The sequence below is a fragment of the Psychromonas sp. Urea-02u-13 genome (genome assembly GCF_002835995.1).
Taxonomy (GTDB): domain Bacteria; phylum Pseudomonadota; class Gammaproteobacteria; order Enterobacterales; family Psychromonadaceae; genus Psychromonas.
Genome location: NZ_PJBZ01000060.1, coordinates 1 through 24,787, shown reverse-complemented (window position 1 = coordinate 24,787; position 24,787 = coordinate 1). Strand labels below are relative to the sequence as shown.

Genomic DNA, 24,787 nt, shown 5'->3' with positions numbered 1-24,787 from the left:
GTTTTTTACTCTTGTTCGTTATAAGGCGCGGGGAAACCGAGTTCGACGACTAACTTCGTCTCTAAACTTTCCATCTCAACGGCTTCGGTTTCAATAATATGGTCGTAACCAAGAAGGTGCAAGGTACCATGAATTAACATATGTGCCCAATGCGCATTTAAACTTTTATTTTGCTCTGCCGCTTCTTGTTCAACCACCTGTTTGCAGATTACCAGATCACCGAGTAACGGTAATGTGATCCCTGGCGGATTTTGAAAAGGAAATGACAACACGTTGGTTGGTTTTTCTTTGCCCCGGTAATCATTATTGAGTTGCTGACTTTCATCACTTTCAACAATACGTACCGTTAACTCTGCTTCATCACGTTGCGTTTCTGAGCCCGCTTTAATAGCAGATGATATCCATTTTTCAATATCATCTAACTGCGGTAATGATGTTTCATCGTGCGTTGCGATTTGTAAATCTACAAATAATTCCATTATGATTTACCCGACTCATTGTCCATTTTACGATCAAACGCTTCATAAGCTTTTACGATGCGCGCAACAACAGGGTGACGCACGATATCATCGGCATCAAAGAAGCTAAAGCTTATCTCTTCAACGTCTTCAAGTACTTCGATAACATGGCGAAGGCCTGATTTTTGATGACGAGGTAAATCAATTTGGGTGATATCACCGGTGATAACCGCGGTAGAGTTAAAACCAATACGTGTCAGAAACATCTTCATTTGTTCAACAGTGGTATTTTGGCTTTCATCTAAGATGATAAACGCATCATTTAAGGTACGTCCACGCATGTACGCTAGTGGTGCAATTTCAATGATATTTTTTTCAATGAGCTTTTCTACTTTCTCAAAACCTAACATTTCAAATAAAGCGTCATATAAAGGACGTAAGTAAGGATCGACTTTTTGTGAAAGGTCACCCGGTAAGAAACCCAGTTTTTCACCTGCTTCAACCGCTGGACGAGTTAATAAGATTCGACGCACTTCTTGACGCTCTAATGCTTCAACAGCACAGGCAACGGCTAAATACGTTTTACCGGTTCCGGCTGGGCCAACACCAAAGCTAATATCATTGCTTAAGATATTACTAACGTATTGTGTTTGATTTTCACCACGTGGCTTAATAACACCACGTTTGGTTTTAATGGTCAGGCTTTGTGTGCCTTTTTTAGCTTCTTCTGCACGCACTTCAAGTAACCTGTGGTTCAAAATCAGGTCTTGCAAAGCAAGGTGTACATCAGCATCCGTTAATGTCGCTGTTTTGCCTTTTATCGGTTGTGTTTCGATATACAACTCTTTTAAAAGGTCATTACAAGCTTGTGCATAACGATGCTCACCGGTAATTTGGAAATGTGTGTCTTTATAAGCAATTTGAAGGCCTAAACGACGCTCTATCTGTTTAATATTGTCATCAAAAGGACCACATAAAATAGCTAAGCGGTCGTTATCTTGAGGCACTAAATCGAGATGCACTGTGTTTACTTGTTTTGTCAACGTCGTTAAGCCTTATTGTTATGCTGGTGTGTACGATTGTACACCTAAGTTTTCTGCCTTTTTGTTTACGATATCGCTAGGACGAATGGATTCACGCAGGTTCATCTCACTTTCGCCTCGAATAAATTTACCACGAATCGAGTTTTTATGTACTTCAGTTATCTCAACATCAACGAATCCACCAATTGAACGGTGATCACCTTCAAAGTTTACAATACGGTTATTTTCAGTACGGCCACAAAGTTCCATGATGTTTTTACGTGATGGACCTTCAACAAGAATACGTTGTACTGAGCCAACCATACGGCGACCAATTAACTGTGCATTCTGAGTAATACGATCTTGCAGAATCGCTAAGCGTTGCTTCTTCGTTTCTAAGGTCACATCATCTGGCATATCGGCAGCAGGTGTACCTGGTCGCTGGCTATAAACAAAACTATAACTTGTATCAAAACCAATATAGTTGATTAGATCCATTGTTTGTTGGAAATCTTCATCTGTTTCATTAGGAAAACCAACAATAAAGTCAGAGCTGATGGTTAATTCAGGACGTACTTCCTTCAGCGCTGCAATTTTTTGTTTATATTGTGCAATATTATGACCACGTTTCATCAGGTTTAATATTCTATCTGCACCGGCTTGTACTGGAAGATGTAAAAAATCGACAAGTTCAGGCGTATCACGGTAAACATCAATAATATCTTCATCAAAATCGATAGGGTTACTGGTGGTGTAACGTAGACGGTCAATACCATCGATTGAAGCCACATAACGTAACAATTCTGGGAAGCTACATTTCTCACCATCAAAAGTATCACCAATATACGAGTTAACGTTTTGGCCTAACAAGTTGATTTCACGTACGCCTTGCTCTGCAAGTTGCGCAACTTCTAATAAGATATCATCAAGTGGTCGACTTACTTCTTCACCACGTGTGTAAGGTACAACACAGAATGTACAATATTTAGAACAGCCTTCCATGATAGAAACAAACGCTGTTGCGCCGTCTGCTTTAGGCTCTGGTAATGAATCAAATTTTTCAATTTCAGGGAAACTAACATCAACCACTGAGCCTTCATTCGATTTAACCTGTTTAATCATTTCAGGTAAACGGTGTAATGTTTGTGGTCCAAATACGATATCCACGTAAGGTGCGCGTTTACGAATCGCATCACCTTCTTGAGAAGCAACACAGCCACCAACACCGATAATAAGATTAGGATTAATTTGTTTAAGTTGTTTCCAACGGCCTAATTGGTGAAATACTTTCTCTTGTGCTTTTTCTCGAATTGAGCAGGTATTTAGTAAAATTACGTCGGCATTTTCTGCGTTATCAATGGCAATATAACCATTAGTCGAATTTAATAGGTCAGCCATCTTCGATGAATCATACTCATTCATCTGACAACCCCAAGTTTTGACGTGTAATTTTAAACTCATAATCTGCAACTCATCTGTAGTGCTAAATACACATATCGAACGAAGCAACATGTGTATATAAATAAAAGAGCGCACATTTTACGCACATCATCGCTAACTTGCTACTGTTTGTTTGTAGTTGAATTCAGTACAATGCGAATGATTGATAACTGGAGATAATATGATGAAAAACAGAGAGATTATTGTAGTCGGAGGTGGCATGGTCGGGGCACTGACTGCTTTGCTACTGGCAAAACAAGGTTTTGTAATTCATGTCATTGAAAAAAATCCTGCAAAATCACCACTGATTGATTCCCCTTTTGATCTGAGAGTTTCTGCCTTTAGCGTGCAAAGTAAAAATCTGCTTGAGCAAGCTGGCGTGTGGAAAGATATCCCTGAAAATAGACTCTGTGCATACCAAGGTTTACAAACCTGGGAAGTCGGCAGTAATAAGCTGATATTTGACAGCACTGAATTAGGTATGGAAACATTAGGTTATATTGCTGAAAATCGTTGGATACAAGCGGTTTTATGGCAAGCGCTTGAGCGTCAAGATAATGTAACGCTGCATGAAAATAGAGAATTACTGAGTATCGAACAAAGCGATAATGCAGTGACGGTGCAGTTAGATAACCAACAAGTGATTGAGGCTGAGTTATTAATTGCCTGTGATGGTGCAAATTCAGCAACGCGACAGTTATTAGATATCGGTATCACGGCGTGGGATTACCGCCAACAGTGCATGCTGATTAACATAAAAACAGATTGCGCTGAGCAGAATATTACTTGGCAAGAATTTCGTGAAACGGGTCCTTGTGCCTTTTTACCGCTCGCGGATAATAATGCCAGTTTAGTGTGGTACCACAGCCCGGAAAAAATAAAACAGTTACAGTCATTGAATAATATTCAATTGAAAAATCAGTTACTACTTGAATTCCCTAAGTTATCCTTTAATTTTGACGTTATTGACAAAGGCGCTTTCCCGTTAACTCGCCGTCATGCGCAACAGTATTTCAAAGGCCGTGCGGTTTTATTAGGGGATGCTGCACATACCATTAACCCATTAGCGGGTCAGGGGGTTAATCTTGGCTTTAAAGACGTGCAATGTTTGCTTGATCTGCTTGTACATAGCAGTGATTTACCAATGAATAAGTTATTAAAGCGCTATGAAATGTCACGTAAGCCACATAATCTATTGATGCAAAGTGCAATGGACATTTTTTATAAGAGTAGTAAAAGTAAATTGGGTGTCGTGCGTATGTTGCGTAAAGCGGTTTTGTTTGGTGCTGAACATAGCGGGCAATTAAAGAATAAAGTGATGAAGTATGCAATGGGATTATAACGAAGGTTGTTGTTTTTAAATTGTATTTAGCGGGTAAGTTAAGCGGGCAGTTAAATAGTGGAGCAAATCCATTTGCTACAGAGTGAGTTCACTATTTAAATTTTTCATTAACAAACATCTCCTGTTTATTTGTAGTGGCAGTTGCAACTTGTGCTGTTGTCACTAGGCCGTGATTTACAACAGGTTTTAAAGCAAATAAACCAATGGTGATTGTTAGTACCATAGTGACCGTGAAGTATTGCGCTAAGATAAATAATTTCATTTTTTGTAACCTCATGTATGTTGATGAAGTGAATGATAGGCTAGCTTTAAAGAAAAAAGAACTACCCGCCAGGGTAGTTCTGCACTGGTTGTTGCTTGAATTGATACCTTTATTTACCATTGAATATATGTATTTGATGTAAGTTTTTTGTTTGTGTGTCTTAAGTAGTTGATTTGTATGTTTTACTATTTTTTGTAAGCATAAAAGCATACGTATAAAAAAAGTCACAAAAATCACGAACGGATCCTTTTTTTAGCATAGATATTGCCTTTTAAAGTCAAATAAAGGTTTTTCAAGTCGAAAGTTAGCTACCCAAGTCGGTTTTATGCACTCAGTCATGCACTCTTTCAGGTAGTCACTTTGACTTTAATTACATGAAACTTATTAAAGTGGTTAGTGGGTGATTCAAAGTGCTTCTAAAATAATTTCTATGGACTAATCGCGCCACACAAATTACCTGCTTTTATCTCTTTCTTTTGTTACCTTAATTTATTGCATGGCTTGTCATAAATTTGCCGCATTTGTTTGTTATGGTGCTGTTTTTTGTTTTAAGAGTTATTTATGCTATTAATTTTTATGAAATTCTTTGCTTTAGGTTGGGTTAGTTTTGGTGGACCAGCGGCTCACATTGGTTATTTCCGTAAGGCTTTTGTTGAAAAAGAGAATTGGTTAAGTGATCAACAATACACACAATTTGTTGCATTAAGCCAATTTTTGCCTGGGCCGGGTTCAAGCCAAGTGGGTTTTTCGATTGGTTATCAACGCGCGGGATTAGGTGGTGGTATTGCTGCATTTTTAGGATTTACCTTACCTTCTATTATTTTAATGTTAGTGATTGCAAGCATGAGCAGTGCATTAACGGAACATACTTTTTGGCAGGGCGCTGTCGCAGGGTTAAAAATATTAGCGGTGATTGTTGTTGCTGATGCCACTTGGGGAATGTTTAACAGCTTTTGTAAAGGTAGATTAACCCTATTCTTAGCCGTATTTACCGCATTACTGTTATTGATTTTCCCGTCTATTTGGACACAAATATTCGCACTGTCGTTTGCTGCCTTATTAGGGAAGCTTTATTTAACAGAAAATAGCTTAACAGAAAAAGCATTAGGTGATAATCCACCATTGGAACAGGATAAATTACCTTTATCAAAACTGTTTAATTGGCCTTTTTTAGTCATTTATCTCGCGTTATTATTGTTATTACCCTTTTTAGCTGAGTTCTCTTCTGTTTTATCATCAGAGCTAAACTTGTTTAGTGATTTCTTCCAAGCGGGTAGTTTAGTCTTTGGCGGCGGGCATGTTGTTTTACCTTTATTGCAAAATATATTGGGTGAACAGATTAGCCAAGATGCTTTTTTAACTGGTTATGCAACGGCCCAAGCTGTACCTGGACCCATGTTTACGTTAGCCACTTTTTTGGGTTTTGAGCTTCATGCAAACTCACCTGTATTGGGCGCTCTTATTGCCACGATCGCCGTGTTTTTACCGGGGTTTTTATTAATCATTGTGGTACTTAAAAACTGGACTCGTTTAGCAATGAACCCTAGTATTTCAGCTGCATTAAAAGGTGTGAATGCTGCTGTGGTTGGTTTGTTATTAGCTGCTTTATATCAGCCCATTTTTCAAAGTGCCGTGCATAATGCACTAGACATGGGGCTGGTTGTATTAGGCATCTATTTATTAAAAGGAATTAAACTGCCGATTGTGGCGATTGTTTTCTTGTATATCGCGATGGGAATTATATTGCTTTAAAGAGGGATGCAGAGGCCATGAAGACCGTCTTTGACTGTCGAGTTAGCAAGATCTTTCGATCTTGCTTTTACTCTGTATCTTCGTGGTTAATTACTGTGGCTGTTCTTCTAATTAACCTGGTTGAGTTTTCAAATTACTCAGAGAGTATGTTTAAAATCTCTAAACAGGCACCAATTGTATGATAATCAATTTTAGCGCCAGGGCTGGCAATGTGCTTATCTAATACCTCGCCTTCTCTGCTCAATAAACGCCACCAAGGTTTGTGTTCATTTTCACAAAAAGCAGGCCAGCTGTATTGCCATAAACGCTGGTAATCATCCCAATAGCGTTGGTTATTAGTGGCTTTAGCAAGTAACGCAGCTGCAGCTAATGCTTCTGCATGTACCCAAAAGTATTTTTCATCATCACAAATCGACCCGTCAGGTGCAAAGCCATAGAGTAAACCTCCATGTGTTTTATCCCAAGCATGTTTCATACCGGCATTAAATAGCTTTTCTGCTTGTGGGACTAACCAATCCACTTGTTGATGACGGTTAATCATTAATAATAATTTAGTCCACTCAATTAAGTGCCCTGGTTGATAACCCCAAGGTTTGTATAAATTGCGTGGATCATCTTTATTATAATCCCAATCAATGGACCAATCCTGATGATAATGTTCCCAAATCAATCCGTCGGTATCTTTGGTTTGATGTAAACAGATATTCTCAGCAATCAGTAATGCACGCTGTAAGTACTTCTTATCTTGTGTGGCTTCAAAGGCTGCAATCATCGCTTCACAGCTATGCATATTGGCATTCTGGCCACGGTAACTATCAATGATCGACCAATCGGCATTAATTTGATCTACGTATAAGCCAAACTCAGGTTGCCAAAAACGATTCTCCATTAATTGAAAGGTATCTTCGATGCCTTCTCTTGCGCCTTCAAGGCCTGCTTTTTACTCGCAGAATACATTAACAAAACAAAGGCTAATCCATAGCAGTAGTTATCTTGGTCAATACCTTTATCACCATCCATCACCCAATTGTATGCGTTGCGTGTTACATCATGGTGTTTTGTGCAAACATAATCGTAACCATGTTTTGCATGGTTTAAAAGGTCGTCTCGGCCGAGTAGTTTACCAACAGAGGCAAAGACATAAGTCAGGCGTGTTGAGCTGACAAGCTGTTTAATTGACGCTTGAGTGTGCTCACCATTAGCAGTAAGTGTCTGATAATAACCGCCGTGTTCTGTATCAATGGCGTGTTGTGCATAAAACTCTGTGAGTGTTTTAATATGAGCGCGAATAAAGTCAGGATTTTTAAAATCAGGATTGTTAATCAATATTGTCATCATTATACCTTTTCGATAGTCGCTAAGAGTGTGCTGATATCACTACGAGTCGGTAGGGCGCTCCAGGCTCCCTTTTGCGTCACGGCATAAGCGCCACAGCACATAGCGATATTAACGGCATCGATCAATGGCGTTATTTTTTTACAGGCATTTTTTAATTGGCTTGGGTTATGAATACCTTGCTCAACTAAAGCAAAAATCCAACCGCCGCTAAATGCATCACCCGCACCAGTGCTATCCACCATTTCAACACTCGGTGTCATAAATGATTGATGATGCTCTTGGTTATACAATCGTACGGGCTCTTTACCATCGGTGATCAAAATAACCTTCACACCATAGTTAAATAACTCCGTTAAGAATTCAGTTTCACTCTGTGCACCACGTAAATAATCTACCTCTTCAATACTGAGTTTGGCGAGATCAGTAAACTGCATTATTTGCATAACACGCGGTTTAACTAATTTTAAGTCATCCCAGAGCATCAAACGTAGGTTTACATCGAAGCTAGTGAGTACTTCTTCGGACTGCGCCATTTTCATTGCGTGTAGGGTACAGTCGTTAATTGCTTGGTCGGTTAACGTATTTGAGCAGATATGGAAAATGCCCACGTCTTTAAACATCGCGCTATTAATATTTTCCGATAGGTAGTTTAAGTCGGCGGTATTGTTGCGCTGAAATGTGAATGATCGATCACCCTTGGTATCTAAATGTACAAAGGCCATAGCGGTAGGGTGGTCAGATTGCAGTAGATATTGCGTATCAACATGGTATTTACTTAAACAATCTTTTAAATAACGTCCGATTGCATCGCTGCCTATTTGTCCCGCAAAGGCACTTTGTGCACCTAAACGTCGACATGCAACAGCAACATTGGCGGGAGCGCCACCGGGGAATTGTGCATAAAGTGGAATTTGTAATTCACCAACACTTTGAAAGCCGTGTGGGATCCAATCAATTAATAATTCACCAAAACAGAGGATTTTTTGCATTATTCACCTTTAATTAAGATAAGTGTTAACAATGAATCTGGTCCATCAAAATCAGATAACTAAGAGAAAATTATTATTGGTACTTTAGCGATAGTAGCAACACTGGATTAAAAGCCATATTTGAATTTTGTAATGAAGTGTAAAAAATTCTATGTGCTAGTTTGCATTGTTTAAAGACTTCTATCGTAATAATATTTTAGGTACGTATGATGATGAAAATTAAGCGTGATATATATAGGTAGAAGATGAAATTAGACAGAAATGCGATGGGGTTAGCTTTTTTACGTGGCGTAGAGTCATCATTCCATCAGGATGTGCAGTTTTTTGAAGATAACTATGCATTAAAACTGATCCCCGGTACGGCATTTAAACTTGTTTCTGGCCTCACTAAATTTCGTTATTTTAGAAATAAAATCGTTAAACGTTATGAAAAATCCATTCCCGGTGTTTATGGCAATCTGATCTGCCGAACGCGTTATATTGATGAAAAACTCAAAGAAGCGATCAACAACGGATTCAAAAATGTTGTGATTATTGGTGCCGGTATGGATATGCGTGCTTTTCGCATTGAAGGTATTGATAGCCTTAATGTCTTTGAGCTCGATAGTGCAACCATGAGTGACTACAAGCAAACCAACATCAAGCCATTGATTGGTGAAAATCAGCACGTGACTTATCTCGTCTCTAATTTAAAAACAGAATCTCTGCAACAAAACTTAGCGGATGCTGGATGTGATAATACTTTAGCGACGCTGTTTATTTGGGAAGGGCAAACACAGTATTTTGCTAAGAAACAAGTCGAGTCTATATTAGCCACTATCGCTACGTTTGCTAAAGGCAGTCAGGTTGTTTTTTCTTATCTTTTAAAGGATGTGATTCCAGCTTATTCACAAGAAGAGATTGATGGTGATTTGGTTAAATGGCAGTTTGGCCTTGAGCCTAAAAAAGTAAAAAGCTTTTTATCGGCTAATGCACTACAACTTGTTGAAGACTTAGATGCACAAGCGTTCAAAAAACGTTATATCGAGCCTAGCGAGCGTGCCTTGAGTTGCTTAGTGACAGAACATACTGTGTTAGCAGAAGTTAAGTAATAATAAACAAATATGACTTAATTATGTAACTAATTCCCTAATCAAAAAAGCCCGAATCAGATAATATGATTCGGGTTTTTTGTTATCTCAGTTGAAGTTCGATCACGCACTTTAGGTGTTTCTGATTTTTGTTTTGATGTCAGTTCGTCAAGCTCATCCAGTCTGTATTTTAACTATCGATACAGTAGTTTCGCACTCTGGCGAGTCACTTTTTCTCAACAGCAAGAAAAAGTAACCAAAAAGTGCCGTTCCGAAGTATTTTTTAATCTGCTAAAAAGCATTACTTCTTAACGCACCGCAGTTGAATGCACATCCCTGTGCATGCAACTACTAATGAAATCATCCTGATTTCCTTTGCTAAAGTAATACTTTCCAGCAGAAAAATGAAACGGAAGCTTGTCGTGTACGCATTGATTTCACTCCGAAAGTAGAAATAGAAGGCAACCACATTGATAAAAATAAAATTGGAGTCTGAGCATAATGCAGGCTTCACGACTCCCGTTGTATTGCCCTTGATTGAAATATTGTTTTAGCAAACGCTGACAGGAGGTCAGTGTTAAGTGCTTACATAACATGGATGTTCCGTAAGCCTTGTTATAGTTATAGGTGCGTATCAAACAATCTTTCAGTCAAGATAAGGCAATAATCGAGAGAGCTCTTTTCTGCTCGTCAGAAAAGAGTAACTCGCCTCAGGCGAAACCACTGTAATTTAGGATTAGAGCTTACATCAATAAGCGTTAGCGTTTTAAGTGTTCCAGTTTTATGTTCTAAACTAAAAAGGCCCTAATCACATTACATGATTAGGGCCTTTTATTATCTAAATAGTTATCTAAGTTAAAGCGTAATTACATGTTTTGTAAAATCGCATCAACCGATGCTTTTGCGTCACCTAATAACATTTCAGAGTTGTCGTTAAAGAACAGTGGGTTTTGTACACCAGCATAACCAGCGCCCATTGAGCGTTTAAATACAACAACTTTTTCAGCTTCCCAAACACTTAATACTGGCATGCCTGAGATCGGCGTACCTGGTTCGTTAGCTGCAGGATTAACCGTATCATTTGCGCCAATTACTAATACAACATCAGTATCTTTAAGATCATCGTTGATCTCGTCCATCTCTAATACGATGTCGTAAGGTACTTTAGCTTCTGCAAGTAAAACGTTCATGTGACCTGGTAGACGACCCGCAACTGGGTGAATACCAAAACGTACGTTTTTACCTTTAGCACGTAGACGTTTAGTAATTTCAGCAACAGGATACTGTGCTTGTGCTACTGCCATACCGTAACCCGGTACAATCACTACGTTTTTTGCCGCGTTTAATGCGTCTGCTACTTCTTTAGCATTTGTTTCGTAATGTGAACCGTAATCTTGGTCGCCAGTTTGTGTTACTGCTTCGTTACCAAAACCACCAAGAATAACGCTGACAAATGAGCGGTTCATTGCTTTACACATAATGTAAGAAAGAATCGCACCACTTGAACCTACTAACGCACCAGTAATGATAAGTAAGTCATTTGCTAGCATGAAACCTGTTGCTGCAGCTGCCCAACCTGAGTATGAGTTCAGCATTGAAACAACAACTGGCATATCTGCACCACCGATTGATGCAACTAAATGCCAACCGAATGCTAATGCAATCACTGTCATGATGATAAGTGCTGTTATGCCCATATCGCCACTTACAAAACCAACGAGTAAGAAAGCCGTTGAAGCAACAACCGCTAAGTTGATCCAGTTTTTACCCGGTAAGCTAAGTGCAGAACTGTTTACTTTTCCGCTTAGTTTACCAAAGGCAACGATTGAACCGGTAAAGGTTACCGCACCGATAAAGATACCTAGGAACACTTCAACATCATGAATTGTTTTTGCAGCACCTAATAAGATACCGTGATCTAAGTATGAGTTGAAACCGATAAAGGCAGCCGCTAGACCTACAAAGCTATGTAAGATAGCGATAAGTTCTGGCATTGAAGTCATTTCAACTTTTAATGCTAAACGAACACCGATACCTGCACCAATAGCCATTGCTACAGTGATGTAACCTAGACCTGATACTTGCGAGCTTGCGATTGTTGCTATAACAGCAATGATCATACCCAGTATGCCGAAGAGGTTACCTTTTCGAGCACTTTCTTGGCTGCTTAAACCATTAAGGCTGGCGATAAATAATATCGCAGCAATAATGTATGCAGCAGTAATTAATCCTTGAGACATATTTCTTAATCCTTCTGGAACATTTTCAACATACGGTGTGTTACGGTGAAACCACCCACTATGTTGATAGTTGCAATCAATATTGCGATTGTTGATAACACAGTTACCACGGTACTATCACTGCCTACTTGTAGTAGAGCCCCGATAATAATGATGCCACTGATTGCATTTGTTACACTCATCAATGGTGTGTGCAGTGAATGTGCAACATTCCAAACAACACCGTAACCTACAACACAAGCCAGCATAAATACTGTGAAATGTGCTAGGAAATCAGCAGGAGCAACACTTGCAAGCCAACCGAATAGACCGACAGCAACAAGTGCTGAAACAGGTTTTATCCATTTGTTGGGTGCTTTTTCTTCAACAACTGCAACTTTCTCTTCAGCTTTAGGCGCTGGTGCTGCACTTACATTGATTGCAGGTGCAGGCCAAGAAATTTCACCTTCTTTAACAACAGTTGCACCACGAATCACTTCATCTTCAAAGTCGATATCAATTTGGCCATCTTTGTTTTTACAAAGTAGCTTCATTAAGTTAACTAAGTTTGTTGAATACAGTTGGCTTGATTGTGTTGGTAAACGACTTGGTAAGTCAGTGTAACCAATGATCTTAACGCCATTGTCAGTGGTAAAGACTTCGTCTTTAACTGTTAATGCCGCATTACCGCCAGCCGCGGCTGCTAAATCGACAATGACACTGCCTGATTTCATTGAGGCAATCATTGCTTCTGTAATGATTTTTGGAGCAGGTTTACCAGGAATAAGCGCAGTAGTGATGATGATATCAACATCTTTAGCTTGTTCAGCCATCATGTCTGCTTGTGCTTGTTGGTAACCCGCACTCATTGTTTTTGCGTAACCTGTGGTGCTTACTTCTGTTTCCTCAACGTAATTTACTTCAAGGAATTCAGCGCCCATACTTTCGATTTGCTCTTTTACTTCAGGGCGAGTATCGAATGCACGCACGATTGCGCCTAAGCTACCGGCTGCGCCTAATGCAGCAAGACCAGCAACACCAGCACCAACGATTAATACTTTAGCAGGTGGAACTTTACCTGCAGCTGTAATTTGACCGGTAAAGAAACGACCAAACTGGTTAGCGGCTTCAATCACTGCACGATAACCTGCAATGTTTGCCATAGAGCTTAATGCGTCTAATGCTTGTGCACGAGATGTACGAGGTACACTGTCCATTGCGATTACACTAACGTTCTTCGCTTCAAGCTTTTTAAGTAATTCTGGATTTTGTGCAGGCCAGATAAAACTAACGAGGGTTGCACCCTCTTTAATTAATTCAATTTCAGCATCTGTTGGAGCATTAACTTTGAAGATAATGTCAGACTGCCATATCGCTACAGTATCGGTGCCAATAACTGCGCCCGCATCTGTGTAAGCTTGATCGGAAAAGCTAGCTGCTGCTCCGGCGTTATTTTCTACAAGAAACTCAAAACCTTGCTTGATTAACAACTCAACCGTATTCGGTGTCGCTGCTACGCGGTTTTCATTATCTTGGATCTCTCTAGGTATACCTATTTGCATAGTAAGGTCCGTGATCGCTTATAATTATAATTCATGATGGTTGGTTGATTTTACGTACAATTTACAAGATGGAATAGATCTGGATCATTTTCATCTTGTATTTATAACCATTACGTAAATTCTGAATACCTTTTGCTCGATTTCGTTGTTTTATTACAACATTTATTCAAGCGTTAAATATTAGTTAAAAAATGTGATTTAGGCTAGCTTTTTAAATTTTAAAAGTGCTTGTTTTAACAACGATAACGTTACTTTATATAAGAAAACGCTATATCGTGTTAATCATATGTAAAATTGCACCTGTTTGGTAATAAATTTACAGTAATTACCGCTGTTTGTTTCGATGTGCTTGATAGCTATTTTCTATTAACATTTATATCAGGCAAAATTCTTGTGCTTTATTGCCTCTTTATTATTAAAGCCGCTAGGTTTATTTAATTGCTTAAACGTCCTTTTAACAACAAAAACACAAAGTAGCTCCCCCCTAATACAGAGGCAACAGTACCTGCGGGTAATTGCATCGGATAAAAAGTGACACGACCTAACCAATCAGCCAACACCATCAGTGCGCCGCCAATCAAACAACATAAAACTAACTGATTAACGACTTTGCGCGCGCCTAACATTACTGCCATATGTGGCGCTAATAAACCAATAAAGGCTAATGGCCCTAATACCGCAGTGACGGAGGCGCATAAAAGAGCTGCTAAAGAGAGTAAAATAAGTCGTGCTTTATTGGTTGCTAAGCCACGCGCTTGAGCAATATCATCCCCTGCCGATAATAACGTTAAGCTACGTTGCAGTGCTAAGCAGGCTGTAAACAGTACACAAAATAGAATTATCAATAACCAGGTTTTCTCGCTCGATACGCGGTAAGTTGAACCTGATAACCATCCAAGTACGGGGTAGATATCATCACTGCCACTTATTAAGCTAAAAGCGACGAGTGCATCTATCAACGCGCCCAGAGAAATACCAATCATAATGACCACAGACGGCGCAAAACGTTGCTTTTTTGATAATAGAATTAAGATAGCTAAGGTGATCATACTGCCAATAAACGCGGTCAGTGCGCCAACTTCAAATATTGAAATACCGGTAATGAGGGTTACGCTAACTAACGCAAACGTAGCACCGGCTGAAATTCCTAAAATATCTGGGCTGGCGAGTGGATTCGCAATTAAGCGTTGTAAAATCATCCCTGATAACGCCATCGCGGCGCCGGCAAACAAAGACGTAAAAACGCGAGGCCAGCGAAAGCTCCAAGTGAGCGCATCGGGAATAGTAAACTGCCAACCTTGTAAAGAGGGCGATAATGTCAGGGATATTAACAGTAATAGTCCCGTTAACAGTAATAAGCTTAGCCAGATAAAAGGGGATAACTGTTTAATGCCTAATGGAATACTAAGACTTTGTTGATCGTTCGCGGTGAATTTTTTACGACTTAAATAGATTAATAGCGGTGCGCCTAGAATTGCCACTGTGGTACCTGTGGGTACTAAAACCTGCATCAATTGCCCCGCATAAAGCGCAATCATGTCTGCTCCCATTAAGACTAACGCTCCCATTAAAAAGCTATAACAGAGTTGGTCTAATGCTTTTCTCGCGCCTAAGTAACGTGCGATGTTTGGTGCGATTAATCCTACAAAGCCTAATACGCCAACCAGTGTAACTGCATGTGCGACCAAATATATCGACAGAGATAATAAACCAATCATAACCGGAAGCAGGTTCAAACCTCTGCCAGAAGCAATACCTTCTCCTATTTTTAGAAGCGTTAAGATACGTGGAGATAACAACAGTAAAATTGGCACAATCAGCATCGCAGGCGCTAAATTTAAAACATTACTCCAATCGTTTTGACTGAGATCGCCTGCCCCCCAAATGAACAGGTTCTTCGCATATTGGTCGTGTGTTAATAACAGCGCATTCGCGATAGAGGCGAGTAATATATTGATCGCCATACCCGCTAATACAACGGGCAATCCGCCTAATCCTTGTCGGCCGGCGATTAACATCACTAACAAGGTAGACAGTGTCGCGCCTAACATGGCAAACCAGTGACCATGTGTTGCCACTAAACTTGGCGCCCAGATACTTAAACTCACTAATGCCAACCAAGCACCCGAAGAAAGGCCTAATGTCATCGGAGAGAGTAAGTAGTTTTGGGTGAGTTGTTGCAACAAACTACCTACCAACGCTAATGCGCCACCGACCATGAACGCCATCACAATACGTGGCAAATACCCGTAAAGGTAAAGCACCTGATCAACATCTTGTATTTGCATCTCGGTCACTAATTGCCATTGTGCAGATAAAGACAAGGGGCTGGCGATTTGTAATAAACAAATCGCCACGGCGACTAACAACAATAAACTGATGCTATAACGATAAAATAAGTAATTATTCATTATTTAAAGAGGGCGCTGGAATTGGAAAGGCTAATAAGCTTTTAGTCACTGCTTGGGCTGTATAACCCACTGCATTAATACCGCCATAACTCCAAGTGGAATCAATAGTAGAAAACTGTTTGTTTTTCACAAAGGGTAAAATATTCCATAGTGGCGATTTATCTAATAGTGGTTGATGTTCAAAGGGCTCTATATGCAATACAACGCCTTCTTTTATTTTCGCAAGCTCACTGGTAGGGAACTGCTTAAATCCCCATTTAGTTTTTGGCATCGTCAACGCACTTTGTATACCTAGTTTGTCTAACGCTGCTGATGAAAGTGAATTATCGCCATAAATAATAACGGCTGTAGGATTTGCAAACCGAATCAAAGAGACCTTGGGTAATTGCCCATTAAAATGTGTTATGAGCTGTTCTTTTAGTTTTTTTATCTGGTCCTGCTGTTGCTGTAAACGCTGTTGTGCTTGTTTTTGTTTACCGGTAACTAAGGCTATTTGAGTAAAAATCTGTTGTGCTTTTTCTGCGTTATTATGATCTTCTCGAAAACTATCGTAATAAAGTGTCGGGGCTATTTTTTGCAATTGAGGCACTAAGCCTTTTTGCAATGCTGACGATAAAATTAAATCAGGATTTAACTCTTTAATACGTTCTAAATTTGGCTCCGAACGGGTGCCAATATCGAGCACACTATCGGGTATTGGGGGATTAACAACCCACTGTCTATAACCTTTGATATCAGTGATCGCAATGGGTGTAATACCTAACTCCAGCAAGTTTTCTGCCATTGACCAATTAATGGCAATAATACGCGTAGGGGGGGTCTCAAAATGGTGTGTTTGTAAGTCATCGCTAATGGTAGTACTTGCTAATACGCTTTGGTTAACTAACAACATGAGCAAGGTTAAGGTTAACGAGAATTGCGTTAATAATGCGTGTTTTTTAAATGGCACTTTTTTAAATAGCTCTTTTTTCAATGACATAGAGGGCTCCAATTATGCGATGCTTGCAATAGGGTGAGGTTGATTTGGACTGTTTAATAACTCAATTGGTAACCCATATAAAGCCGTTAAAGTCTGAGTGTTTAATAGGTTTTTTGGCGGACCATCGAAACATATTTGGCCCTCTTTTAAGGCGATAATACGCTGTGCAAATCGGCAAGCTAGATTGATATCATGCAAGATAATAACAATGCCTTTGCCGTTTTCATTTAACTCGGTAAGTAACTGCATTAACTCGTATTGATGTGCTAAATCCAGTGCTGAAGTCGGTTCATCTAATAAAAATATCGGTGATTGTTGTGCTAATAACATGGCAATCCAAGCACGTTGGCGTTCACCGCCAGATAAACTATCGGCAAAGTGGCTGGCGTAATGTAATACGTCGGTTTGTTGCATCGCTTGTTCGATGATGTGTTTATCTTCTGCTTGCCAACGGCCTAATATGCCTCGCCAAGGAAACCGCCCTAAACGGACTAATTCAGAAACCGTCAATCCGGCGACTTGTGGTAAACGTTGTGGTAAATAAGCGACCTGTTTTGCAAAGTCTCGATGCGAATAATTATTCACATTTTTATTGTTAAGTTTTACATCGCCTTGCTTCGCTACGATCTCCCTTGCGAGTAGTTTCATTAAGGTAGATTTTCCCGAACCATTATGACCAAGAATCACCGTTAGCTGATTTTCTTGAATGGTTAAGTGTTCAATATCTAAGGTACATTTTTGCTGGTGGTAGACTTTAATATCAGTGAGTTCAAGCATGTTTAGATCCAATAATTTGTTGCAGTTGTTTTTGTTTATAACGTTCAAGAGCGGCGTTTTTTTGTTGTTTATTTTGTTTGGGGCAAGTAACACAATAACCGCCATCATGACGTTTAAAGTGTTGGCAACAAGCACTGCGTTTTAATAACCATTTAGTCGTTTCTGTATTAATATCAATCGCTAAATAAGGATCTTTATCGTTAAAGGAAAGTTGCTCGCTCCATTTCTGAAATACATATCGAGCAAGTCCAATATGATCAACAGGCATCAGTTCACTCATCTGTAAAATAAATTTTGCCAATTGATCGCGCACTAAGCGATGCGCAATGCTCTCCTGCAAAGGGACTATTTTTTGTAAGCTATTAAGATAACCGGCTAATAATCGATTTAAACTTTTACATACCTCATTGGCACTATTTTTAGGTCTAATAACGTGACTCTGTAAAAATTGGTAACCGCTAGTAATGCCTGCATTTTGATGTTGTTGAAAACCATCAAAATTAATATGTTCGTTACTCGCATAAGCGCCAATAAGTGCCAGACAAACGGGTTGCCAAGTAAGCATGGTCCAAGTGCGAACGGCCCAATATTGCGAGCCTGCTTCGGGGGAGTTAGTTTTCCAAAAATCATAAAGAAGGCTGATGTTATCGAGTGAGTTGGCATTTATCGAACATGTCGATAATGTGCTCGGACTTGAGGCTAAATTTGCATGGAATTGGGCTGACAAACTGGCTAAAGACTGCGTGGTTTGCAAGTGAGTTAACACATGTTCAAATGGTTGCATGGTGGAATGATTCATCTGGTTAAAGTGGTGCAGTAGAAAACACTGCACCGCTTTATTAACAAATTAGAACGCGTAACTAGCGTTAGCTGTTACATTTAAACGTTCGCCATAACCACAGGTTCCATATGTTGAGCAGTAGGAAACAGTGGTTTTATCAAATAAGTTCTTAGCATCGGCGCTTAAACGCCAATTGCCTAGGTCATAACTCACCATGGCATCAAACAGTGTGGTTGAAGGCGTTTCGTAAATATCGCCTGCGACTGTTTCGCCAGTAAATCGACCACCCAGTCCAATATTTAATCCAGAAAGAGTGCCCTCAAAGTTATATTTAGACCATACTGACGCCATCGTTTCTGGTGTGTAATCAAGTTGTTTTCCTGTTTCAGTATCTTCCGTTCTTTGTAATGTTAAATTCGCAATCAAATCTATTTGATCCCATTTTTTGATCACTTCAAGTTCGAAACCTTCAATTTCAACATCGCCTAATTTTTCCAGGCCACTGACTGGGCTTTGCTGAGTACGGTTCTTTTGTGCTATTTGATAAACAGAGGCCGTTGCTAAAATATTATGTTCATCACTTTGATACTTAAGGCCTAACTCATACTGCTCACCACGTAATGGTGAGCGGTCAATGAGTTCGCCACTTAGCGAATCGGTAACAGGACTTTGTGGTTCAAAGGATTGTGAGTAACTTAAATAAGGCGATAGTCCGTTATCAAAATGATACATACCACCAATTCGTCCTGTTACAGCATCGTCTTCACGTTTTTCATCGACACCTTCGGTTTTAATTTCAGAAATATCGTAGCGAAGGCCGGCTGTAATGGTGACTTGGTTAATATCAATTTGATCATTTAAGTAAAGTCCAAACTGTGAAGAGGTAACCTCTTTACCTTCAGATAGTTCATAACCTGTTGGCGCACCTTTATAAACTGGGTTGTAAGGATCAAGCGAACCACCATCTCCGTACCATGTATCATCACGTGTGATGGCTTTTTGTACATCGAAACCTAATAAAGCTTGATGGTCCACTGCACCGGTATCAAAAATAAAGTTATTACGAATGTCACCAGCCCAAATTTTACTGTAACGCTCAGCTGCACTTGCAACACGGTTAACGGTGCCATCTGGGTTATACATGATCGGTTTACCGTCGGCATCCTTGCCAATCGGTTTTGAATACATAGAATTAGTTTGCGCGTTACTACTGGTGTAACGTGCATTAGCATCAATGCTCCAGATTGAATTTACACGGTGATCAAAGAAACCACTGAAAGCGAACTGCTCTGTATCGTGTTTATCCCAATCTTGTTCGCTGAAGAAACGATTAGTTGGAATTTTACCTTGGCCATTAGGGCCATCTTCAAGTGTGCCTTCCGCAGGGAAGAACTGTAAGTTACTGTTGCTTGTATCTTGTTGGTAATTTGCCATCAGCGTTAAATTGGTTTCTGGCTGAATCATCCAGGTTAAAGAAGGATTTATAAGAATGCGTTTATCAACCGTGTGGTCTACTTGTGTTTCAGCATCTTTAGCAAGGGCAACAACACGATATAAAAAGGCACTTTCAGCAATTTGACCCGTTGAATCCACTGCAATTTGTTTACGATTATTAGATCCCCCTTGTACCCAAATTTCATGAGCAGCTTGTTGCTGAGGTTTTTTGGTGACCATATTAATAATGCCACCCGTAGAGCCTTGACCAAACAACACTGAAGAGGGACCTTTTAATACTTCGATTTGCTCTAATGTGTAAGGGTCGGTGCGGGTATTATTATAATTCGCGAAGTTATACTTCATGCCATCTAAATAATTGGTGGGCTCTACAGCGCGGATTAAAGACCAATCTGCACGTGCATCTAAACCGAACGCGCCACTGTGTACACCAGATGTGTAAAGTAATGCGTCTTGTATGTTTTTTGAACCTGTATCACGAATGAACTCTTTATCGATAATGGAAACAGCGAAAGGTAACTCTGTTGTCTCAACATTCATTTTACTGGCTGAAGCGAGCGTATTAATATGCTGACTTTTACCGGATACGGTTATGTTCTCAACCGATTCATTGCTTTCTTTTATGACTTCTTCAGCAAACGCGACAAAAGTCTGAGCCGCTAATGTGGCGCCAACAAAAAGAGAGAGGTAAGTTCGTTTCATCATCTAGTCCATTTATAATAAGTATCAACAGAAAGGATGTTAATGATATATATTATCATTGGCAAGTTGTTTTTAAATGTTATTTACAAATCAATTTTTTGCATTTAACAGAAGAGTAAAATGAAGAGTGAAACAGGGATTAAGGCGAATTCTTAGATATCGATTTTAAAGGTGAGATTTTAAAAGTGAGATTTTAAAGGTGAGATTTTATCGAACGAGTAGGGCTGGGGAATAATCCATAGAGTGGTTATATGGATTATTCATCATTAAGTTTGTGCACTAACGGTTAAAGCAATATTGATGATTAATTAACTATTAGCAATATCAGCAAAATCTGGTGAGCAGCTAAAACTGATACGTTCTTCTGTCGTAGGATGGGTTAATGTAATACTGCCTGCGTGTAATGCGAGGCGTTGCGGAGATGATTTTTTACCAAATGTTGTCGCATAAAATTCATCACCCACAATGGCATGACCAATTTGTTGCATATGTACACGTAATTGATGAGTACGGCCGGTTAAAGGTGTGAGTTCCACTAAGGTCGTATGCTGCTCACGCTTTAATACTTTCCACTCGGTCTGCGAGCTTTTGCCTTGCTCAAAATCAACAATCTGACGGGGACGATTTTCCCAATCACATCGAATAGGCAAATCGACTAATCCGCTGTCTTTTTCAATAATGCCTTCAACACGTGCGTAGTAGGTTTTATCGATCACTTTTTGTTGAAATTGACGACCCATATGACTTTGCGCTGATTTACGCATCGCTAATACAATAATACCCGAGGTTGCTAAATCTAATCGGTGTACCACACAAGCGTTTGGCCAAATACGTAAAATACGCAGTGCTAAACTATCTGAATGTTTTTTCTCTCGACCCGGCACACTTAATAATCCCGCTGGTTTATTTAATACCACGATATCGTCGTCTTGATAAAGAATATCTAAGTAAGGTTTCATCGGTGGGTTATAAACAAAATGAGGCATGATAATTATCGCTTTAGGCTAGAAGACTGAGAGGTTATAAAAGCTGACAGCAGATAGCTGTCAGCTTACAGCTTTATTTTAAGATGGCGTAGAAACAATAAAACGAATCGCATCTAGTTTTAATTGAGTCTGATCTAATATCTGTTCGAAGTTTGTTTGTTGATCGCGAATAAACTGGATCTCATCTTCACGGATATTAGGGTTAACCGCTTGCAGTGCTTGCAATCTGTCACGCTCGCCTTGCAATGTTTGCTGCATATCAGTTTTTGCGTCCAATAAAATATCAGCCATTAGCAGTTGTGCTGTTGGTACTGAACCTTTAATTAACTGATGAATTAACGGCTGTGACGTATTGGCTATTTTACGGCTGATATGACGATTAATAGGTGTTAACTGACGATCAAAACTATCAAACGTTACGCTTCCACCTAAGTTTTTACCGTTTTTATCCAATAATAAACGAATTGGAGTGGTAGGTAAGAAACGGCTTAACTGTGCGTTATCGGTATTAATTGCTTCAACGACATAGATTAACTCTAAGAAAGTAGAGGCGGGTGGTAATGAGCTATTTTTAAGGATCGCGACAGCCGTTGTTCCGGTATCACTGGTTAATATCATTTCCATACCACCCAAGATCATTGGATGTTCCCAACTTAAATAATGCACATCATCACGGCTTAATGCAGTTTGACGATTAAAGGTAACGGTTGCTCCCTCTTCAGGTAAACCTGGGAAGTCACTGGTTAACATATGATTTGTTGGACGTAATACTAAACAATGCTCGTTTTGATCTTCCTGCTGTACACCAACTACATCAAAAAGCTGTAGTGCAAACGTTGTGAAATCAGGCAGTTGATCCACTTCAGTAATATCGTCTAATAAATCACTTGGGTGCAAGATACCACTAGAGTTAATCTCAAGTAGACGATCTCGTCCCTGCTCAAGCTGTGCTTTTAGCTTCTCGTTTTCATTACGTGTGATGCTAATCAGTTTATCAAACTCACCGTTACTATTTTCACCGGTTGCGAGCAGTTCAATTAATTGATCTTTAACCTGTTCGTAAATAGTGTGACCCGTTGGTGTTGTTTGCGTAAAGGCAGTTAAGCCCTTTTCATACCACTGTTGTAGATGCTCTTGTGCAGTATCTTTTAGGTAAGGCGTGTAAATTTGAATATCACAGCGTTGTCCGATGCGATCCAAACGACCAATACGTTGCTCTAATAAATCTGGGTTAATTGGCAGATCAAATAATACTAAGTGATGTGCAAATTGGAAGTTACGACCTTCTGAACCGATTTCAGAACAGATCATCACTTGTGCGCCATCTTCAACTTGTGCAAAGTAAGCCGCTGCTTTATCACGTTCAATCAGTGATAAACCTTCATGGAAAACTGCTGCTTTAATTGCTTCGCGAGTACGTAGCGCTTCTTCAAGTGCTAATGCCGTTTCTGCTTGTGCAGCGATAATTAAGATTTTTTCATTTTTAAACTGCTGAACAAGCTCGATTAACCAACTAATACGTGGGTCAAAAGCACACCATGAATTAGTCGTACTACCTTCAAATTTTTGATACATCTGCTCAGGGTATAACGCGCTGAATGCTTGCTCTTGTAACGTACCAGAAGGTAGCATTTTAGAAACTTTCATCGCTGTTTTGTATTGCTCAGGTAAAGGCAAACCCACTGATTTTAATAGTCGTTTTGGAAAACCTTTAATAGCAGAACGTGTATTACGGAATAATAAACGACCTGTGCCATGTCTATCTAATAAGTTACTAATTAATTCACGTTCCGCTTGTGTACGTTCTTCGTCAGCAGGAGGAAGATCGTTAATCACTTTTAGTAATGGTTGAACATCTTGCTCGCTCAATAAATCAGTAATACTGTTTTGTGCGTCATCGGATAATGGTTGGTTATCAAGTAACAGGTTTACCGCATCAACAACGGGTTTGTAACCAGCTTCCTCTTCAACAAACTTTTGGTAATCGTAGAAACGATCTGGGTCTAATAGGCGTAAACGTGCAAAATGACTTTCATGACCTAATTGGTCTGGTGTTGCAGTCAGTAACAACACTCCTGGTGTTTCTTTAGAAAGTGCTTCAATGACTTGGTATTCACGGCTAGGTTTTTCTTTATCCCAGATAAGGTGGTGTGCTTCATCAACAATTAATAGATCCCATTCAGCTTCTAAAGCATGTTCGAAATGGATTTTCTTACGCAGTAGATTAATGCTACATAATACTAACTGCTCTGTTTCAAAAGGATTAACTTCATCAGCGTAAGCTTCGCTACAACGACTATCATCGAAAATACTGAAATGCAGATTAAAGCGACGCATCATTTCAACTAACCATTGATGCTGTAGATTTTCTGGTAATACAATCAATACACGTTTAGCACGACCGGTAATGATCTGCTGGTGGATAATCAATCCTGCTTCAATGGTTTTACCTAGACCCACTTCATCGGCTAATAAAATACGTGGCGCATGACGCTTACCGACTTCCTCTGCAATATAAAATTGGTGAGGAATAAGATCAACACGTGGACCTAATAATCCACGTAGGTTAGATTTTTGTTGTGTATGTTGGTTAAGCAACGCTTTATAACGTAAAACAAAACGATCAAATTTATCGATTTGGCCAGCGAACAGCTTATCTTGTGGTTTATTGAATTTAATAAAGTTGTTAAGAAACGTTTCTTTTAACCTAACGGCTTCACCTGTAGCAACAGAAGTACCTATATAGGTAAGAAGCTCAGTATCTTCATCTTCATCAACCTCTGTGACTAGTATCTTCGAATCATCGTGACTGATGATTTCATCACCGGTATTAAAGCGTACACGAGTAATAGGGGTGTCTGTAATAGAATAAAGGCGTTGCTCACCAGAGGCTGCAAACAATAGTGTCAACATGCGTCCATCAATTGCGACGATTGTGCCTAGCCCTAATTCAGACTCTGCATCACTAATCCAACGTTGACCTAACGAAAATGTCATAAAATACCACTCAAAAATAAAACGGGAAAATAATAAAGGCGCATATATTACCTAAATCTATGCACACTATGCTAATCATAAAACTATATATTTAAGTTTCAATAAAACTAGCATATAAATGAAGGAAAATAACGTTTGTTCATAAAGTGAGCGAACAGACTTTATATGTAAATAAAGTGTTGCCAACGTGATTCAGATCCCTATAATGCGACCCCATAGACAAGGCAACTAACGAAAGTTAATTA

The 24,787-nt window shown here is 39.5% G+C and carries 17 protein-coding genes and 1 pseudogene; 3 read left to right on the top strand and 15 right to left on the bottom strand.

The features are described from left to right. Window positions 1–5: 5 nt before the first annotated feature. The 3 genes from ybeY to miaB are packed head-to-tail and all read right to left on the bottom strand — an operon-like array spanning window position 6 to window position 2,941. The gene (ybeY, locus tag CXF74_RS10640) at window positions 6–479 is read right to left on the bottom strand and encodes an rRNA maturation RNase YbeY (RefSeq protein WP_101082427.1); all 474 of its coding nucleotides are present in this window, start codon (window positions 477–479) and stop codon (window positions 6–8) included. Beyond that, on the bottom strand, window positions 479–1,501 hold the full coding sequence (locus CXF74_RS10635) for a PhoH family protein (protein WP_101082426.1): 1,023 nt from the start codon (window positions 1,499–1,501) through the stop codon (window positions 479–481). The genes ybeY and CXF74_RS10635 overlap by 1 nt, the downstream gene beginning before the upstream one ends. 18 nt (window positions 1,502–1,519) lie before the next feature. Next, a complete protein-coding gene (gene miaB / locus CXF74_RS10630; protein WP_101082425.1) occupies window positions 1,520–2,941 on the bottom strand; it encodes a tRNA (N6-isopentenyl adenosine(37)-C2)-methylthiotransferase MiaB in 1,422 nt (473 codons plus the stop codon). Between the two features lie 160 nt (window positions 2,942–3,101). On the opposite strand from miaB, the gene CXF74_RS10625 reads away from it, so the two are divergent. Next, a complete protein-coding gene (locus tag CXF74_RS10625) occupies window positions 3,102–4,262 on the top strand; it encodes an FAD-dependent monooxygenase (RefSeq protein ID WP_232772498.1) in 1,161 nt (386 codons plus the stop codon). A 91-nt stretch (window positions 4,263–4,353) separates the two neighbouring features. Here the strand turns inward: CXF74_RS10625 and CXF74_RS21945 are convergent, their stop codons facing one another. Then, window positions 4,354–4,524 (bottom strand): hypothetical protein, encoded by a 171-nt coding sequence (locus CXF74_RS21945; protein ID WP_157822380.1) that lies wholly within the window; start codon window positions 4,522–4,524, stop codon window positions 4,354–4,356. A gap of 561 nt (window positions 4,525–5,085) precedes the next feature. Here CXF74_RS21945 and chrA point away from each other — a divergent pair. Then, on the top strand, window positions 5,086–6,276 hold the full coding sequence (chrA, locus tag CXF74_RS10615) for a chromate efflux transporter (protein WP_101082423.1): 1,191 nt from the start codon (window positions 5,086–5,088) through the stop codon (window positions 6,274–6,276). Between the two features lie 133 nt (window positions 6,277–6,409). On the opposite strand, the pseudogene CXF74_RS22505 reads toward chrA, so the two are convergent. Continuing rightward, window positions 6,410–7,611 (bottom strand): annotated as a pseudogene (locus tag CXF74_RS22505) (AGE family epimerase/isomerase). 2 nt (window positions 7,612–7,613) lie between these two features. Then, window positions 7,614–8,603, bottom strand: coding sequence for a carbohydrate kinase family protein (locus CXF74_RS10605; protein ID WP_101082422.1), 990 nt, complete (start codon window positions 8,601–8,603; stop codon window positions 7,614–7,616). Between the two features lie 245 nt (window positions 8,604–8,848). Here CXF74_RS10605 and CXF74_RS10600 point away from each other — a divergent pair, with 245 nt between their 5' ends. Further along, window positions 8,849–9,694 (top strand): class I SAM-dependent methyltransferase, encoded by an 846-nt coding sequence (locus CXF74_RS10600; RefSeq protein WP_101082421.1) that lies wholly within the window; start codon window positions 8,849–8,851, stop codon window positions 9,692–9,694. An 845-nt stretch (window positions 9,695–10,539) separates the two neighbouring features. On the opposite strand, the gene pntB is transcribed toward CXF74_RS10600, so the two are convergent. From pntB to rapA, 9 genes are all read right to left on the bottom strand, one after another. Next, entirely contained in the window at window positions 10,540–11,913 is a 1,374-nt protein-coding gene (gene pntB, locus CXF74_RS10595; RefSeq protein ID WP_101082420.1) for a Re/Si-specific NAD(P)(+) transhydrogenase subunit beta, read from the bottom strand. 5 nt (window positions 11,914–11,918) lie between these two features. Further along, a complete protein-coding gene (locus CXF74_RS10590) occupies window positions 11,919–13,454 on the bottom strand; it encodes a Re/Si-specific NAD(P)(+) transhydrogenase subunit alpha (RefSeq protein ID WP_101082419.1) in 1,536 nt (511 codons plus the stop codon). A 434-nt stretch (window positions 13,455–13,888) separates the two neighbouring features. Next, the gene (gene fhuB, locus CXF74_RS10585; RefSeq protein ID WP_101082418.1) at window positions 13,889–15,865 is read right to left on the bottom strand and encodes a Fe(3+)-hydroxamate ABC transporter permease FhuB; all 1,977 of its coding nucleotides are present in this window, start codon (window positions 15,863–15,865) and stop codon (window positions 13,889–13,891) included. Continuing rightward, window positions 15,858–16,844 carry an iron-siderophore ABC transporter substrate-binding protein gene (locus CXF74_RS10580; RefSeq protein ID WP_101082417.1) on the bottom strand — a complete coding sequence of 329 codons (987 nt, stop codon included), beginning with the start codon at window positions 16,842–16,844 and terminating at the stop codon, window positions 15,858–15,860. Before CXF74_RS10580 ends, fhuB begins: the two co-directional genes overlap by 8 nt. A gap of 12 nt (window positions 16,845–16,856) precedes the next feature. Beyond that, window positions 16,857–17,621, bottom strand: coding sequence for an ABC transporter ATP-binding protein (locus CXF74_RS10575; RefSeq protein ID WP_101082416.1), 765 nt, complete (start codon window positions 17,619–17,621; stop codon window positions 16,857–16,859). Beyond that, the gene (locus CXF74_RS10570; RefSeq protein ID WP_157822379.1) at window positions 17,614–18,405 is read right to left on the bottom strand and encodes a siderophore ferric iron reductase; all 792 of its coding nucleotides are present in this window, start codon (window positions 18,403–18,405) and stop codon (window positions 17,614–17,616) included. The genes CXF74_RS10575 and CXF74_RS10570 overlap by 8 nt, the downstream gene beginning before the upstream one ends. 63 nt (window positions 18,406–18,468) lie before the next feature. Next, a complete protein-coding gene (locus tag CXF74_RS10565; protein ID WP_101082414.1) occupies window positions 18,469–20,562 on the bottom strand; it encodes a TonB-dependent siderophore receptor in 2,094 nt (697 codons plus the stop codon). 305 nt (window positions 20,563–20,867) lie between these two features. Continuing rightward, window positions 20,868–21,545, bottom strand: a complete 678-nt coding sequence (locus tag CXF74_RS10560; protein WP_101082413.1) for an RluA family pseudouridine synthase — start codon at window positions 21,543–21,545, stop codon at window positions 20,868–20,870. Between the two features lie 78 nt (window positions 21,546–21,623). Beyond that, on the bottom strand, window positions 21,624–24,542 hold the full coding sequence (gene rapA / locus CXF74_RS10555; protein ID WP_101082412.1) for an RNA polymerase-associated protein RapA: 2,919 nt from the start codon (window positions 24,540–24,542) through the stop codon (window positions 21,624–21,626). Between the last annotated feature and the right edge of the window lie 245 nt (window positions 24,543–24,787).

Coding starts and splice junctions, on each gene's coding strand:
- ybeY (WP_101082427.1), bottom strand. CDS start 479: ATGGAATTATTTGTAGATTTACAAATCGCAACGCACGATGAAACATCA.
- miaB (WP_101082425.1), bottom strand. CDS start 2,941: ATGAGTTTAAAATTACACGTCAAAACTTGGGGTTGTCAGATGAATGAG.
- CXF74_RS10625 (WP_232772498.1), top strand. CDS start 3,102: ATGATGAAAAACAGAGAGATTATTGTAGTCGGAGGTGGCATGGTCGGG.
- CXF74_RS21945 (WP_157822380.1), bottom strand. CDS start 4,524: ATGAAATTATTTATCTTAGCGCAATACTTCACGGTCACTATGGTACTA.
- chrA (WP_101082423.1), top strand. CDS start 5,086: ATGCTATTAATTTTTATGAAATTCTTTGCTTTAGGTTGGGTTAGTTTT.
- CXF74_RS10605 (WP_101082422.1), bottom strand. CDS start 8,603: ATGCAAAAAATCCTCTGTTTTGGTGAATTATTAATTGATTGGATCCCA.
- CXF74_RS10600 (WP_101082421.1), top strand. CDS start 8,849: ATGAAATTAGACAGAAATGCGATGGGGTTAGCTTTTTTACGTGGCGTA.
- pntB (WP_101082420.1), bottom strand. CDS start 11,913: ATGTCTCAAGGATTAATTACTGCTGCATACATTATTGCTGCGATATTA.
- CXF74_RS10590 (WP_101082419.1), bottom strand. CDS start 13,454: ATGCAAATAGGTATACCTAGAGAGATCCAAGATAATGAAAACCGCGTA.
- fhuB (WP_101082418.1), bottom strand. CDS start 15,865: ATGAATAATTACTTATTTTATCGTTATAGCATCAGTTTATTGTTGTTA.
- CXF74_RS10580 (WP_101082417.1), bottom strand. CDS start 16,844: ATGTCATTGAAAAAAGAGCTATTTAAAAAAGTGCCATTTAAAAAACAC.
- CXF74_RS10575 (WP_101082416.1), bottom strand. CDS start 17,621: ATGCTTGAACTCACTGATATTAAAGTCTACCACCAGCAAAAATGTACC.
- CXF74_RS10570 (WP_157822379.1), bottom strand. CDS start 18,405: ATGCAACCATTTGAACATGTGTTAACTCACTTGCAAACCACGCAGTCT.
- CXF74_RS10565 (WP_101082414.1), bottom strand. CDS start 20,562: ATGATGAAACGAACTTACCTCTCTCTTTTTGTTGGCGCCACATTAGCG.
- CXF74_RS10560 (WP_101082413.1), bottom strand. CDS start 21,545: ATGCCTCATTTTGTTTATAACCCACCGATGAAACCTTACTTAGATATT.
- rapA (WP_101082412.1), bottom strand. CDS start 24,542: ATGACATTTTCGTTAGGTCAACGTTGGATTAGTGATGCAGAGTCTGAA.